Below are 14,646 nucleotides of genomic sequence, written 5' to 3' on the forward strand. Positions count from 1 at the left end.
CAGGGGGCATCCGGTTCCGGTCCTGGGACACAAGCGGGTGGCCCGCGCTGCCGCGGCGCTCGCGGCCGCCGGAACGGCAGAGGAGCTCCTGGCGCAGGCGGCCGTCGACATGGCCCGGGAACCGGCGTGGCTGGACTTGGAACGGCACTTGGAGCACTGGTCACCGCCCGCGCCCCAGGCGGCGCCTGCCGGGCCGGTGACGTACTGCGGGAGCTGTGACTACGGCTGGGTCAGCCGCAGACCTCCCGTTCACTCGCTGCTTTTCGAGGCAGCGCCGCCGCGTGAAAGGGGCCCACCGGCTGGCACCGGTGGGCCCCTCAGGCCGCGATCAGGTCAGAGCAATTGGAAGCCTTGTCCTGTGGCTCGTTTCCGGCGGCGTCTGGTAGCGATGATGGCAGCGCCCAGGAAGCAGAGCACAACCATCCGGTAGGTGAGGATGGCGGACTGGCCTCCTGCATTGACGACGTAGCCGTGGGTCCAGGTGTATGCAACGGCGGTCACCACTGCTGTCCACCTGGCTGGACTTTTCCAACTCTTTCCAAGGAGGAAGAGTCGCATGGCAAGGGCCAGGCATCCGAAGCCGATGGCCAGGCTTACCGCGCTCAGGGCGCTTATCTCGGACATCTAGTTGTACATTTCGTCGTCGTCGATCCACCGGGTGGTGAATGTGTAGTCTCCCAGGAAGCGTAGAGAGTATTCGAAACGACCGTGCTCCTGCCAGAAGCCCGTGTAGACGTTTTTGTAGGTCACTCTGTTGTTGTAATACTTCTTATACCTTTTGTACTGCTTTCTCTGCTGCCACGCCGCCCCGTTGATCGTGACTGTGCCAGCGAAGGCCCAGCTGCAGAATTCTCCCCATATCGCCCGCAGGACCTTCGGCATCCGGTTGAACAGCGAGGGGACCCACTTGCCGTACGACCAGTATTTCTTGACGTAGATCCATCCGGTGTTGTGGTGCTTGCTGCAGTGGGGTCCGTACCAGCCCCCTTCGCAGATCTCTGCTCGTCCGTCCAGGTCGTATCTCGTGACGGGGTCGGCCGGGTAGATGTAGGCGTTCGCGTTGCCGCCGAACACGGGGTCGGTGGACAGAAAGCGACCCGTGGCGGCGTCGTACAAGCGCTCGCCCATGAGGGTGATGCCGCTCAAAGTCTGGCTTGATCGCTGGTACTTGCCGAGCCAGCCGTATGTGGCCGATGTGGTGGCATCGAGGGCGACACCAAACTCGTCGTAGTGCTGAACTGTGGCCGAAGCGCCTGTCAGGGGAAGTTGCACTGCCACGTCGCCGTGCAGGTTCGACAGCTGGAGGGTGGTGCCACCGCTGGAGGTCGTGGCGGCAAGGCCGCCGGTGTTGTCGCTGACCGTACGGGCCACGCCGTCCTGGGTGGATTCAGTCCACGTCGGGAGGTCGCAGTCACAACCGTAGTGACTGGTAGTGACGTTGGTTGTGGTCCAGCTGCCGTCGGTGCCCTGCGTCTGGGCGGTGGTCACGGCGATGCGTTCGGCGGCATCGAGCGACCACACATTCCGGTCAGCCGCCACGGTCTCAGAGCGAACCAGGTCGTTGGCGTAGAACGCGAAGGTGGCGGTACCGCTGGTGACAGTACGACCGAAGGCGTCGTAGACGGTTCCTGTCCTGATGAGGCGGTCTGCGCTGTCGTAGGTCTGGTTGGTCGTTGTGATGGTGGCGTCGTTGGTCTGGCTGTCGCAGTCGTCCGACGTGGCCTTGAGCGCCGTGCGATTGTCGTTCAGGTCGTATGCGTACTCCCGAGTGGTGCACCCAGCGCCGGTGGCATCGCTGGCCTGCACCAGGCGTCCAGCCTTGTCGAAGGCAAAGCCGGTATCCGTGGCACCTCCGTCGGACTGGGTGTGGCCGGCCTGTTGCCCGTGAATGGTGTAGTCGGCGCTGTCTGAAAGGACAGGCGTGCCGGTGGAGTCCGTGTACTCCTTGCTGGTGGGCTGTCCGGCGGGGTCGGTATGGAGGGTGATCTCGTATGCGCCAGGAAGGGTCTCGTGGGCGGCGTTCCCGTCCGGGTCATAGGCGGTGGTGAAGGTCCCGGCGGCTGAGTCCGTGGTGCTTTCCCGCTGGCCTGCGGCGTTGTAGGTGAAGGTGGTCGTGGAGGGGGCCGAGTCCGTCACCTTCACCAGTCGATCGAGTGCGTCGTAGAACGCAGTGGTGACGTTGCCAGCACCATCGTTATATGTGCTGGACCTACCACGGTCGTCATAGCCGTAAGTGATCGTCTGGCCCTGGGCGGTCTGAGTGGCGATCTTGCCGCTGGCGGGGTCGTAGGTGTAGTCAACGGCTGTTGTCGCCGTGCCGGATCCGCCCGTGACTGAGGACTTGGTGGGGCGGCCTGCACCGTCAGGGGTAATGGTGGTGGTTCGGGTAACTGCGTTGGCGGTTTCGGTCTTCGTGGAGATTTGGCCCAGGCGGTCGTAAGTGTAGGTGGTGGTGACCAACTGATCCGGGTTACTGCCTCCCCCGGTCACCGTCGCTGCGGGTGCCGTCTTGCACAGCAGTCCCGCCCACTCGGGGCGGCCATTGCAGGTGCCCGTGCCAGTGGCGGTGTAGTAGCTGTAGGTCAGGGCTCCGGCGTCCGATCCGTTGGACTTGGGCTGGCTGGTCTTGGTGGGCCTGCCATCCGCGTCGTACAGAGTTGACTTCGTGATGGCCAGACCGCTGGGGTCGGTGACCTTCTTGACCGGCAGGGCCTTGGTCCAGTCGTACTCATTCTTGCTTGTACGGACGTCGCCGTCGGCAGGGTAGCCCTCTACGAAGGCGCTGGTCTTCGCGGTGGTCACTTGGTCGCTGATGGTGGCGGTCCCGTCGGTGGGCCGACCCTCGTCGTACGTGTTCACCGTGTGCGATCGGGCCGGCCACACAGTACCGGCCGGCAGGTCGGCACCACCGCTGCCGGCCTTCAACGCAGAGGTCAGGGTGACCAGGTGCAGCGGGCCAAACACCTCCAAGGCTCGCTGGCCGTCGCCGGAGTAGACGGAGCGGGTGGACAGTTGTTCGGCGCGTGCAGAGGTAGAGTTACCGACGATGTGGAGCAGAGAGAGCTCGTCGTATGCGTCGCCGCTGTTCGCTGAAGTCAGTGCCAGTTCGCGGTTGCCAGCGGTGAGTTTCCGAACGGTGTTGCCGTACTGGTCGTACTCCGTAGTAGTGATGTGTTTTCCAGGCGTGGCGGTGTTGACCTCACGTCCGGATGCATCGGTGTAGGTGATCGTGGCACGCGCGTAGTCAGAAGCGGTCAAGTCTGAGCCGGCGTTGGAGGACGGGACAATGTCGTCCTGTGCTACGCGAGGCGGAAAGACAGCGGTTGCGTCGGCCGGCACGTCGGACTGTCCCCACGTGCCTACGTCAGCTGCACCCATCTGGTTCGGGGCGTTGCTGCCCGTGAGGGGCACGTCGTAGACCATGCTGGTCGTGGCAGTAGTGCCGTCGGTTTGAGTCTTGGAGCCTTGGACGAGGTTGGGCCTCGAAGCGGAGAGCAGCATGCCAGGCCCCGCGGTCGCGGCAGTGCCCGCAGTACCGTAGCTGAATGTCCAGGGTAGCTCGCCCGGCGGGGTGAGCGTGGTAATGCGGCCTGCGGACTCGTAGGTGTATGCCGTCTTCAACACGGGGCTGATACGCGGGTCCCATTCCTGCCGGAGCCGACCGGTGTCGTCGTAGGCGTAGCTGGCGACCACGGTTGCCGTCGCAGCGGACGCACCGGGATCGGTTGCCCACAGCTTGATCTGCTTGACCCGGCCGGTGTAGTCGCCCAGCGCGGAGGCGGTGGCGGTGGTGGAGGTCGCGTAGACGAACTCCAGCATCCGGCAGCCCTTCGTCGACGGCGTGGTCTCGCACGCGGTGGCTGAGACGGCCGTGGTCGGGGCGATCAGGTATTTCGGGCGGGCGAGGGTGACGCTACCGGAGAGGACCTTCTCGGAGACCACCTTGGTGGTGGAGTTGTCGGTCGGCAGGTAGGTGCTGGAGACCACCCACGTGGACGTCGAGGCGTCTACCCGGCTGAAGGTGGTCGTGGTGCCCTCGGTGTCCTTCAGGGTGAAGTCCTGAGCCTTGGTCAGGTCGTTGGTGGCCTTGCCGGTGCTGTCATTGCTGGTCAGCGTCAGGTCCTCGGAGCCGGGCTCGGGCTTCCAGCCGCCGGAGGTGGTGGCGGTGAAGCCGGTGTCCAATCCGTCGTCATCGGCCAGGGCCACCGAGGTGGTCGAGGTCTTGTGAACGTTGGTCCAGTCGGAGTCGGTAAGTTCGGCCGTGGTGCCCGAGGTCCACTGAGGTCCGAAAATCGGTACCTGGCCTTCGATGTTCGAGCCAGCGGTCGGGCGCCGTGAGGAGGCGGTGCGCGAGGCGGACAGGCCGAAGCCGGAGGCGTCGGTGGCCGAGAGCGTGAAGTCACCGGTGAGGGTGTTCACCGAGCCCGGGCCGATGTCCTGGCTCGGGGCGGTGCCGGCGTTGCGGTCCACGGTGACCGTGACGGACTGGCTGTAGCCGGTGGTGGTGCCATCGGTGAAAGCCGCGCGGATGTCGATCGGCCCGTCCTGCGTCAGTGACGACGTCACGTTCCAGGTCAGCCCTGCCGAAGCGCCGCCTGTGACCTGCAGCGGCCAGGCATTGACAGAGCCGCCGGCGGTGATGGTGACATCGCCGACGGGGACGGTGTGCCAGGTGTCGGTCTCACCGCGCCGGTACTGGTAGGTCACGCCGGTGTAGCTGGTCTTGCCCTTGGAGGTCAGGCTGACCCGGCGGGCGCTGGTGTCGCCGTCGCCAGGCGTGAGCAGGGCGGCGCCGTCGGCGCCGACGCCGAAGCTGTACTTGGTGACGGTGGTGGAGAGGTTGCCGCCGGAGTCGATGGTCTGGGCGTACAGGGTGTGCCAGCCGTCAGCAGGGCTGATGGACACGGTCAGCGGGTCGCCGCCGGTGCCATCGGTGGTGTCGTCCACCCGCTTGGGCAGGGACGGGTCGTCCAGGCCCCACTTGAAGCCCTGGCCGTCGGTGGAGGTGGTGTCCAGAGTGCAGGTCACAGGGCCGGACGCCTTCGCCGTCCAGGTGTCCTTGCCGTAGGTGTCACACAGCACGGTGGGCGCCACGGGCAGGGCCGTGTTCAGCACGAAGTTGGTGTAACCGGACCAGGTGCCGTAGTCGGTGCCGTCATATGCCCGCACCCGGTAGCGCAGGTGCGTTCCAGCGGGGAACGCGGAAGCGGACGGGATCGCCAACGTGGAGGTCGAACCGGAGGCCACCGTCTTGCCAAACGCGGTGTAGGTGTAGGTGGTGTCCGCGTTGGTCGGGTTCGGGGTGATCTCGAACTGGCCCTGGGCGTTGCCGCCGTCGGCATCGGTGACCTTCGCCGACAGAGTCGGGGTCAGCGAGGTGACGTAGCGCGAACCGTTGTAGGCGTTGACCACACTCGGCGAGATCGCGGCCGAGGCTGTGGTGGCGTAGGAGTTGTAGGTGACCGTCAGGTGCGGCTCGGTGGCGCCGTCGACGCCTGAGTTGTAGTTCGCCGAGCGGAAACGCCGCCAGGTCAACGTGTCGGACTCGTCCGCGCCGCGGACCTGGAGGCCGTAGTTGGCCGAGCCGTCGGCCCATGCCTGCACGATGGCGTCGATGTCGAAGTTCATCGTGCCGGCCGGGCAGGAGGAGCTCCAGCCCAGGGCAGCCTTGTTGGTCACCGCGCCCGTGGTCGTGGTCGACGGCTGCGCGCCCCACGTCACGGTCGAGGACGACCAGCTGCTCGTGATCCGGCGGACCTGGGTTCCGGCTCCGGTGGTGGAGCAGGTCGAGGCGTAGTACGAGTACAGGGCGAGGTTGGTGTCGGTGATGTGCTTGCCCTTGAACTTCGCCACATCGAACATCAGGTACGAGCGGGCGATGTGGCCGCCGGCGTCGTAGGTGCCGGACTTCAGCTCCGTGGAGGAGACCTGGGAGTCGGTGTAGTCCGGGGTCTGGATCCAGGTGTCGGTGGTCTCGGCCAGCGTGGAGGTGGGGTCGACCGTCACCGGGTACGTCGCGGTGGCCAGGAAGTCCGCCGCAGGTGTCAGCACCAGGGTCTGGCGGCCGTCATCGCCGGTTTCGATCTTCGTGGCAACCCGGGCCTGGTGCTCCGGCTCACCGGAGACCTCGTTCTTGCTGGAGTCCCACATCATCGGCGCCGGCGCCTCGGCCACCAGCTTCCCGTCGGCGTCCTTCAGCAGCAGGTGCCCGGAGCCGGCCTCGGACAGCTTCAGGCCGTCCAGGTCGAGTGGGATCCGGTAGGAGACCGGGCCGTCCGGCTGCTGGTCCAGGACCACGTTCTGCGAGAAGCCCTGCGGCAGCGCGGTCACCGTCAGCGTCTGACCGGCGCCCAGGTCATAGGAGGCGGTGTCGTCCTTCACCTGCGGGGTGGGGAGCTTGTCCTGCCAACCCAGGCCGAAGGACTTGTCCCCCTTGGCTACCGACGCCAGGGCCGTGTCACCGCCGTCAGAGACCGCGATGTCCGCGGCCGCCGCCTGCGGGGTCAAGGACGCGCCGGTGTCGGACAGCGACGTGTCAATGTCCTGCCACCTACCGTCCTGCTTGACCCGGATAGGCCCGGCGTACGCCGCGGTCTGCAGCTCACCGCTCGGCAGCGCCCACGTCGTGGAATCCGACGACCGCGCCGACAGCACCTCGATCTTCCGGTCCTGCAGCCGCGCCATCAGCAGCGCCGACGCCTCGTCCTGCGCCTGCGCCGGGCCCTCGTCCCTGGCCGTAGCGGTAGCCGTGGGCGCTTGCTGCGCCAGCGCCACCGCCTGCCCAGTGGACTCCACCACCAGGGCCGTCTCAACAGCCAGCACCAGGGACACGGCCCCTGCTATGCGCCGCAGGCGTCTGCTCGCCCCAGGCGAGGCAGGGCTGAACGGGCCGGGCGGCCCGTCCTTGAACCTGAAAACCATCACATCTCCTTCAACAGATCCCCATGAGGATCGAGGAGGAGAGATCTATCCCGCCGCAAGAACGACGCCGTCGCCGGGGCCCAGAAACCTACGTCGCCAACCGCTCAAACCCCTCTGACCTGCAGCGTTATGACCGATTCCAGCGATCTTGCCACGCCCACGCGAGACTCCAACTACGTAAATGGATGGCAAAATCCATAGAACCGAAACTTTACGATTGTTTGTTACACGTCATAAATACTCCCTCAACTGGCCACGAGCAAAGGTGAATTGCTCCCCAACATCAGACAAGGGAAAGGTAAACACCATATGGGTAATTTGACGTCAGTTCGATGTTGATTTCCGATCATTCGGCGCCTCGGGCAACAATCTCTCACCACTGCACCCGCACAAGGCAGCCCGACGATCGAGTGTCAACGTAACGCGACGCTGGCAGCAAAACCGGTTCTGGTGAACCCACGGGCGGCTGGGGGCCGGTCGCCAAAGCGTGGGCGGAGGCCCGGCGCCGCAGGGGCATCCGGTTCCGGTGCTGGGGCACAAGCGGGTGGGCAGGGCAGCCGCGGCGCTCGCGGCCGCCGGAACGGCGGAAGAGCTCCTGGCGCAGGCGGCCGTCGACATGGCTCGGGAACCGGCGTGGCTGGACTTGGAACGGCACTTGGAGCACTGGTCACCGCCCGCGCCCCAGGCGGCGCCTGCCGGGCCGGTGACGTACTGCGGGAGCTGTGACTACGGCTGGGTCACCGGTGAGGACGGTCGGGCCAGTAAGTGCCCCTGCCGGACCGGCGGGACGCCGTGACCGGGCCTCGATTTCACTCACTGAAATCAATGGTGACGTGCCGTGAAAATTCACCGCCCCGCATACGGGAGCAAAGGCGGATGAGATGGGTCAGTGCGCTCATGATCCCTATTGGAGGCGGTGAGTTGGCGCCGTACGGTGCGTCGTATGTCGCACCGCGGCACCCGTCGCATGATGCGCTGCTGTCCCGGGAGCTCCGTCCCGGTGAGCGCGCGTCAGCGTCGGGCGTCGATGAGGTTACGCAGCCGATGTCAGGGGGAGGCCGTACCGTGCCGAGCACCACCGACCAGCGTCATCGTCAGACCCGCCGGGCCCTGCGGGGTGCAGCAGTGGCGGCCACCGCGTTCGTGGGGATGCTCGTACTGGCCGCCTGCGGCGGCGACAAGGATTCCGCCGAGCCGGCCGCGGCATCGACCTCCGCCAGGTCGACTGTGTCGAAGGCGGCCGCGGCCTCGCCGGACCCGACGGCGGCCGCGAAGGACCGGGTCGAAGCGGCGTTCCAGGGTCTGGTCGACGCGGAGACTGCCGGGTTCGCGAAGGCCACGTTCGAGGGCACCGATATCGAGCAGTACGCCTCGGGTCAGGTCCTCTCCGACGGCAAGAAGACGCTGCTGATCAACCGAGCCAATGGCATCGTCACCGAGGGCAAGCCCACCTTCACCGTCACCAGGACCACCGTGGACCTGTCGGTGAGCCCGCATCGCGCGGCGCTGGCGGTGTGCTGGGATGACACGAACTGGACGCCGGTGAAGAAGGCCACCGGCAAGAGCGTGGCCGCCCCCAACCAGGCCCAGCGGTACGTGGTGAACTCCAAGCTCCGCACGATCGGGACCCGGTGGGTGGTTACCGACAGCACCGCCGCGCGGGACCAGACGTGCTGAGGCGGATACTGGCGGCCGCCGGCGTGGCGGGCGGTCTCGTACTTGGGTCGGTCAGTCCGGCTGCCGCCGACAACGGCGTGGTCTGCCCCGCCATCGGCGACTGCTCGGTCGGAGTGACCGTGCCCGGCACGCCCGGCGGCCCGACGAGCGGCGACAAGGGATCAGGGGGCAGCAACGGTTCCCGCCGGTGCGAGGACACCCTGCTGAACGTCGAGGTGCCCTGCTACCTGAAGGATCTGGGGTGGTGGAGCCCGAACTGCTACTTCAAGGTCATGGAGCCGCAGCCACCGGCCGGCGACCCGGCCTGGCAGGGTCACAAGCCCGGTGACGGGGCCGTCTACGACGCGTACTGCCCCGATGAGGGGCCGCCGGTGCAGTGGCGGGCCGCTCCGCCGCCGGGCATGGACGGCAGTGTCGATCCGGCTCAGCTCGCCGCCGAGGCCGTGAAGCGGCTGCCGATCGACGGCCCGGACATCGGGATCGTGCCCGAACCCGGCACGACGGGCGTGGTCGGGATGCCGGTGTGGCTGTGGAACCGCACCAGCCCCCGCACCTGGGGCCCGGCCGCGGAGTCCGTCACCGCGGGCGGCATCACGGTGACCGCGACCGCGCACGTGTGGAAGATCGTGTGGGACATGGGCGACGGCCACACCGTCACCTGCGGCGCCGGCATCCCCTACAAGGAGTCCGAAGGCGCGAAGGACTCACCCAGCTGCGGCTACCGCTACGCCACCACGTCCGACGGCGGTAAGGGCGATGTGTTCTGGGTGACCGCGACCGCGACGTGGGACGTGCACTGGGCAGGCGGCGGCCAGCGCGGCGACCTCAGCACGACCCGCTCTTCCCAGGTCCAGCTGCGCGTCGGCGAAGTCCAGGTCCTCGGCCAATGACCCGCTGACCTCCCCACACAGGAGGCACCCTCATGAGCAGCATCACTCGATCCGTCTCCCCGCCCTCCGCGGCCGCGGCCGCGCCGACAGCCCCAGCGGGGCCGTCGACCGGGCCGGTCGCTGCACCGCGGATGGTCCGGCAACGCCGGCGCCGCCCCGGCCTGGTCGCCCTGTCGGTCGCGCTGATCGCCGCCGGGGGCCTGTCCGGGGCGGTGCTGTACTCCAGCTCCGGTCACCGCACCCCCGTGGTCGTCGTCGCCCGTGACGTGCCGGTCGGCTCCCGCATCACCGAGGCCGACCTCGCCACGGCATCGATCGCCCTGGATCCGGCGGTGCAGTCAGTGAAGGCCTCCCGCACTGGTGCCCTGGTCGGGCAGCGCGCTGCGACCGACTTGAAAGCGGGATCGCTGCTCGCGCCTTCACAGGTCACTACCCAGTCACTGATCGGGCCCGGTCAGCAGCTGGTCGGGGTGAGCGTGAAGCCCTCGCAGCTTCCGGCGACACCACTGGTGCCCGGGGAGAAGGTGCTGATCGTGTCGACGCCGGACCCGGACGCCGGAGCCGTCCGGCCCAGCAACGGCAGCACCGACGCCGCGGCGGGCAGCGGCAGGTCTCCGGTGACACTGCCGGCGAAGGTCGTCGCGGTCGGCCGGCCCGCGGCCGCCACGGGTGCGGTGGTGGTCGACGTGGCCGTGCCCGCCACCGACGGGCCCGCGCTGGCCGCGCAGGCCGCCACGGGGAACGTCGCCCTGGTCGTCGTCGCCCGGGACGGTTCGTGATGGCAGTCATCGCGCTCGCCGGAGGCCTCGGCGCACCCGGAGCGACCACCACGGCGATGGCACTGCTGCTGACATGGCCGCTGGAAGCTGGGCATCGGGTGGTGCTGGCGGAGTGCGACCCGGACGGCGGGGCGATCCTGCCCGGAGCATTGCAAGGGACCCTCGGTGGTGCGCACGGACTACGGAACCTCGCCCTCGCGGCACGTCAGGGCCAGCTCGGCGAGGCGTTCTGGCGGCAGTTGGTCGACGTCACCGACGCCGGCACCCGGGACCGGCTGGTCCTGCCCGGCCTGTACGACCCGGCACACGCGTCCTCGATGAGCACGGTGTGGAAGCCGCTGTCGGCGATGTTCGCCGGGATCGAAGCCCACGCCCATGACGTGCTGGTCGACCTCGGCCGGCGCGGCGCGTTCGGCGCCTCGCAGGTCCTCGCGCAGCGCGCCGACGTGGTGCTGCTGATCGCTCGGAACACCCTGCGCGGCTTGCAAAGCGCCGAAGTCCGTCTCGCCACGCTGCGGGAACAGCTCGGCACCACGGCGGAAGTGCGGCTGCTGCTGGTCGACGCCGGGCCCTTTCCCGCTGGCGAGGTGCAGCGGCAGTTGGGCGCTGAGGTCGTTGCCACTTTGCCATGGCGGCCGCGGGAGGCAGCGGTGCTGTCTGACGGTGGGGAGCAACCGCGGAAGTTCGAGGTGTCGGAGCTGATCCGGGCGGCCCGGTCGGCGACCACGCGGATCCGGCAACTGGTCGCCACCCGCCGGGCCCGCCTGTCCGTCCCGGCGCGGAGTTCCCTCGAGGGAAGGGCGGTGACCGGTGCGCGCTGAACCTGTGCACCACCAACCCGGACTCCCACCGGCTGTGTCCCCTGTGGCACAGCCGACGCCGCTACGCACTGTGCCGCGAGGGCCCATGCCGCAGCCGCCGGGCATGGTCGACTACGCAGCGGTCCGGCTGATCAAGAAGGAGGTCGGCGAGCGGCTCGGTGAACTCCTGCGGGCCCGGCCGGGGATGACCGCGGCCGCGCAGGAGCAGCAGGGCAGGGCGCTGATCAACGAGCAGGTCGCGATCTGGTCGGATGCCGAGGCCGTGCGCCGCGGGCAGGCCACCAGCCCGGCGGAGGATGCGGCGATCGCCCAGGCAGTGTTCGATCTGCAGTTCCGCGCTGGCCGCCTGCAGCAGCACCTGGACAACGCGGCGGTGGAGAACATCTTCATCAACGGCTACCGCACCGTGGTGCTGGACTTCACCGACGGCCGCCGCGCCCACGTCGCGCCGGTCGCCGACTCCGACGAAGAGCTCCGCGAGCTCCTGCGCGATCTCGCGCGCCGCACCACGGGCCAGTCGGAGCGGAGCCTGTCGACCGCAGACCCGTTCCTCGCTCTGCGGCTGGCCGACGGGTCCCGGCTGCAGGCCGTCATCGACGTCACGCCCGGCACGTATGTGACGATCCGCCGGCACTCCATGCGCCACGCCGACCTGACCCAACTTGTCCAGCGCGGCATGCTCGACACCACGCTGCAGGCGTTCCTGTCCGCGTGCGTGCGGGCGGAGAAGAACCTCATGGTCGTCGGCGGGCAGGCCGCCGGGAAGACCACCCTGCTCCGTGCGCTGCTGCGCGAGATCGACCCGCAAGAGCGGTTCGCCACGCTCGAGACGGAGTACGAGCTGTTCGCGCACGAGAACGGCTACCACCAGCAAGTCGTGCCGATGGAGGCCCGGGAGTCCAACGGCGAACGGATCGACGGCCGCAGCGCGGGCGAGATCACGCTGATGGACCTGATGTACCGGGCGCTGCGAATGTCGCTGGCGCGGATCGTGGTCGGTGAAGTCCGCGGGCCGGAGATCGTGGCGATGCTGCAGGCCATGACCAACGGGCAGGGCGGCAACCTGTCCACCCTGCACGCGATCCACCCCAGCGTGGTGTTCGACCGGATCGCCGAGCTGTACCTGTTGGCGCAGGCGAACATGAGCGAGGCCCTCGCCTACCGGCAGGCCGCGAACGGCCTGGACTTCATCGTGTTCGTCGCCTCGATCGACGAAACGAAGATCGGTGGGCATCGGCACCGGTTCGTCTCCCACGTGCTGGAAGTCACCGGCATCGGCGAGGGCGGCCGACCCGACACAAACCTCATCTTCGGCCCGCGCCCGGAGTGGGACGACCCGCGCGCCCTGCCGATGATGCACCCGCGGTGCATCGCCGACCTGCGGCGAGCCGGCTTCCACCCGGAGCTCCTGGACGATCCGGCCGGCACCTGGCCTGCCCAGCTGCAGCTGCTCATCCGGGAGGCATCGTGAACGGCACAGGGGTGCTGTTGTGGGGCATCACCGGCGCCGCATTGGTCGCTGGGCTGGTCGGCATCGTCATCGGCGTGACCGGCACCGAAGCCCCCAAGCGCCCGCCGCTGTGGTCCCGGCTGCGGGCCGCGAGTGCTGCGGGTGTCGGGCGCAGGGCGCTGGAGCAGCGAAAGACCCGGCTCGTTGTCGGTGCCGTTGCCGGCGCGGTGGTGTGGGCGGTGTCGGGGGTGTTCGTGGCCGGGGTGTTGGTGCTGCTGGCGGTGCCCGGGGTGCCGTGGCTGCTGGCACCGACGAAGGGCGCGGGCCTGCGGATTGTCCGGCTGGAGGCGCTTGGGGACTGGACGCAGCGGCTGTCGAACGTGCTGCGGCTCGGCCGCGGCCTGGACGAAGCCCTCGCGCTGTCCGGGAAGGGTGTGCCGGAGCCGATCGCGAGCGAGGTCGGCGACCTGGTCGACCGGCTCGCCGTCGGCTGGCGGCCGGCCGATGCGCTGCGTGTCTTCGGTGACGCGCTCGACGATGTCACCGCGGACAAGGTCGTCGCCGCCCTGGTGCTGTCCGCGGCCGATCGCGGCCCGGGGCTGGCGCAGGCCTTGGACGACCTGGCGGCGTCGGTGCACGAGGAGGTCGCCAAGCGGCGGCAGATCGAAGCGGACCGGGCCAAGCCCCGCACCACCGTGCGGTGGATGACCCTGATCACCCTCGGTGTCGTCGCCTTCGGGTTCCTCATCCCCGGATACACCGCCCCCTACAGCTCCCTGCTCGGCCAGCTGGTCCTGGCGCTGCTCGCCGCGGCCTTCGTGGCAGTGCTGGTGTGGATGCGGCAACTCGCCGACCACCACCCCGTACCGAGGTTCCTGATCACCGACCCCCGCAGCCGCGTCACCGCCCCCACGCTGGCGCTCACTCCCGCTTCGCACCGTGAGGTGGAGCCCGTGCGCGATCCGTCCAGGGCGGCCGGTAGGGAGGCGCGGTGATCCCGGTGGGTGCGCTGCTGGCCGGCGCCACGATCGGCGCCGGAATGGCGCTGCTGGTCAAGGAACTCCTACGCCCCGCGCCCGCGCTGGGCCCGGCCCTGCAGCGTCTCAATCATCCGGCGGCCCCAGCCCCAGAGCTGGTGAGCGCGGACCGCGATGAGCGGTGGGGGGCGTGGCTGGTCGAACATCTCGGCTCGGTCCCAGGCGTCAGGATTCCTCGCAGAGATCTCGCCCTGGTGGGAACGTCGCCGGGACGGTTTGTGCTCAAGAAGACCGCGCTCGCCGCGGCGGGTCTGTTGGTGCCGCCGCTGGCCGGATTCCCGCTGCTCCTTCTCGGACTGCCCGTCTATCTGCCGGCCGTGGTCGGCGTGCTGTTCGCGGCAATGCTGTGGTTCGCCCCGGACCTCGCGCTGCGGGACCAGGCACGTCGGGCGCGGGAGGAATTCGCGCACGCCATGGCCGCCTACCTGGACCTGGTCGCGCTACGGCGGGCCGGGAACGTCTCCGCCGAGCAGGCCCTGGAACAAGCCGCGCAGGTCGCAAACGGGTGGGCGTTCGCCCGGATCCAGCAGGCCCTGATGCAGTCCCGGGTGGACAAGGTCCCGCACTGGGAGAGCCTTGGACGGCTGACCGGCGAACTGAACCTGCCCGTGGTGGAGGACCTGGCCGCGATCATGCGACAGTCCACCGACGATGGCGCCGCCGTCTACGCCACGCTCCGCGCCCGCGCCCGGAACCTGCGCACGGAACTACTGGCCGCGCAGGCCGCGGAGGCGAATGCCAACAGCGAGAAGATGACCGCCCCCGGCGCTCTGCTGGCGGTGCTGGTCATGTTCCTCATCGCCTTCCCCGCGGTCATCCGCATCCTCACCACCTGACCTCCACGCCGAAGGAGCGCCCGACGATGAATCCCCTCACCCGTGCCGCGGCCGCCGCTGTCATCTGGGTGCGCGACCGCCTCGAGCAGGGCCGTGCCCGCGGCAGCGACCGCGGCGACATCTCCATCACCACCGTCATCATCTGGGTCGCCGCGGTCGGCGGCGCCCTGGCCATCGCCGGCACGATCGGCGTCATCGTGAGCAAGTACAACGGCCTGCTCACCGGGATCTGATC

9 protein-coding genes are annotated in these 14,646 nt (G+C 68.6%); 8 read left to right on the top strand and 1 reads right to left on the bottom strand.

Going from position 1 to position 14,646, the window contains the following annotated elements; translation table 11 throughout:
- Positions 1-624: 624 nt before the first annotated feature.
- Positions 625-6,921, bottom strand: coding sequence for a DNRLRE domain-containing protein (locus tag ACFYYN_RS37885; protein WP_500549364.1), 6,297 nt, complete (start codon positions 6,919-6,921; stop codon positions 625-627).
- Between the two features lie 1,125 nt (positions 6,922-8,046).
- Here ACFYYN_RS37885 and ACFYYN_RS37890 point away from each other — a divergent pair.
- The 8 genes from ACFYYN_RS37890 (at position 8,047) to ACFYYN_RS37925 (ending at position 14,644) form a co-directional block, all read left to right on the top strand.
- On the top strand, positions 8,047-8,598 hold the full coding sequence (locus ACFYYN_RS37890; protein WP_500549365.1) for a hypothetical protein: 552 nt from the start codon (positions 8,047-8,049) through the stop codon (positions 8,596-8,598).
- Positions 8,592-9,488: an ATP/GTP-binding protein gene (locus ACFYYN_RS37895; protein WP_500549366.1), complete on the top strand. Its 897-nt coding sequence runs from the start codon at positions 8,592-8,594 to the stop codon at positions 9,486-9,488. The genes ACFYYN_RS37890 and ACFYYN_RS37895 overlap by 7 nt, the downstream gene beginning before the upstream one ends.
- A gap of 32 nt (positions 9,489-9,520) precedes the next feature.
- Positions 9,521-10,267, top strand: a complete 747-nt coding sequence (locus tag ACFYYN_RS37900; protein WP_500549367.1) for an SAF domain-containing protein — start codon at positions 9,521-9,523, stop codon at positions 10,265-10,267.
- A 56-nt stretch (positions 10,268-10,323) separates the two neighbouring features.
- The gene (locus tag ACFYYN_RS37905; protein ID WP_500549368.1) at positions 10,324-11,088 is read left to right on the top strand and encodes a hypothetical protein; all 765 of its coding nucleotides are present in this window, start codon (positions 10,324-10,326) and stop codon (positions 11,086-11,088) included.
- Between the two features lie 103 nt (positions 11,089-11,191).
- Entirely contained in the window at positions 11,192-12,559 is a 1,368-nt protein-coding gene (locus tag ACFYYN_RS37910; RefSeq protein WP_500549369.1) for a TadA family conjugal transfer-associated ATPase, read from the top strand.
- Positions 12,556-13,533, top strand: coding sequence for a type II secretion system F family protein (locus ACFYYN_RS37915; protein ID WP_500549370.1), 978 nt, complete (start codon positions 12,556-12,558; stop codon positions 13,531-13,533). The genes ACFYYN_RS37910 and ACFYYN_RS37915 overlap by 4 nt, the downstream gene beginning before the upstream one ends.
- On the top strand, positions 13,530-14,411 hold the full coding sequence (locus ACFYYN_RS37920; protein ID WP_500549371.1) for a type II secretion system F family protein: 882 nt from the start codon (positions 13,530-13,532) through the stop codon (positions 14,409-14,411). The genes ACFYYN_RS37915 and ACFYYN_RS37920 overlap by 4 nt, the downstream gene beginning before the upstream one ends.
- A gap of 26 nt (positions 14,412-14,437) precedes the next feature.
- A complete protein-coding gene (locus ACFYYN_RS37925) occupies positions 14,438-14,644 on the top strand; it encodes a hypothetical protein (protein WP_500549372.1) in 207 nt (68 codons plus the stop codon).
- The last annotated feature ends 2 nt before the right edge of the window (positions 14,645-14,646 follow it).

Source organism: Streptomyces sp. NPDC001902, from assembly GCF_042891295.1.
In the GTDB taxonomy this organism is placed as follows: domain Bacteria; phylum Actinomycetota; class Actinomycetes; order Streptomycetales; family Streptomycetaceae; genus Actinacidiphila.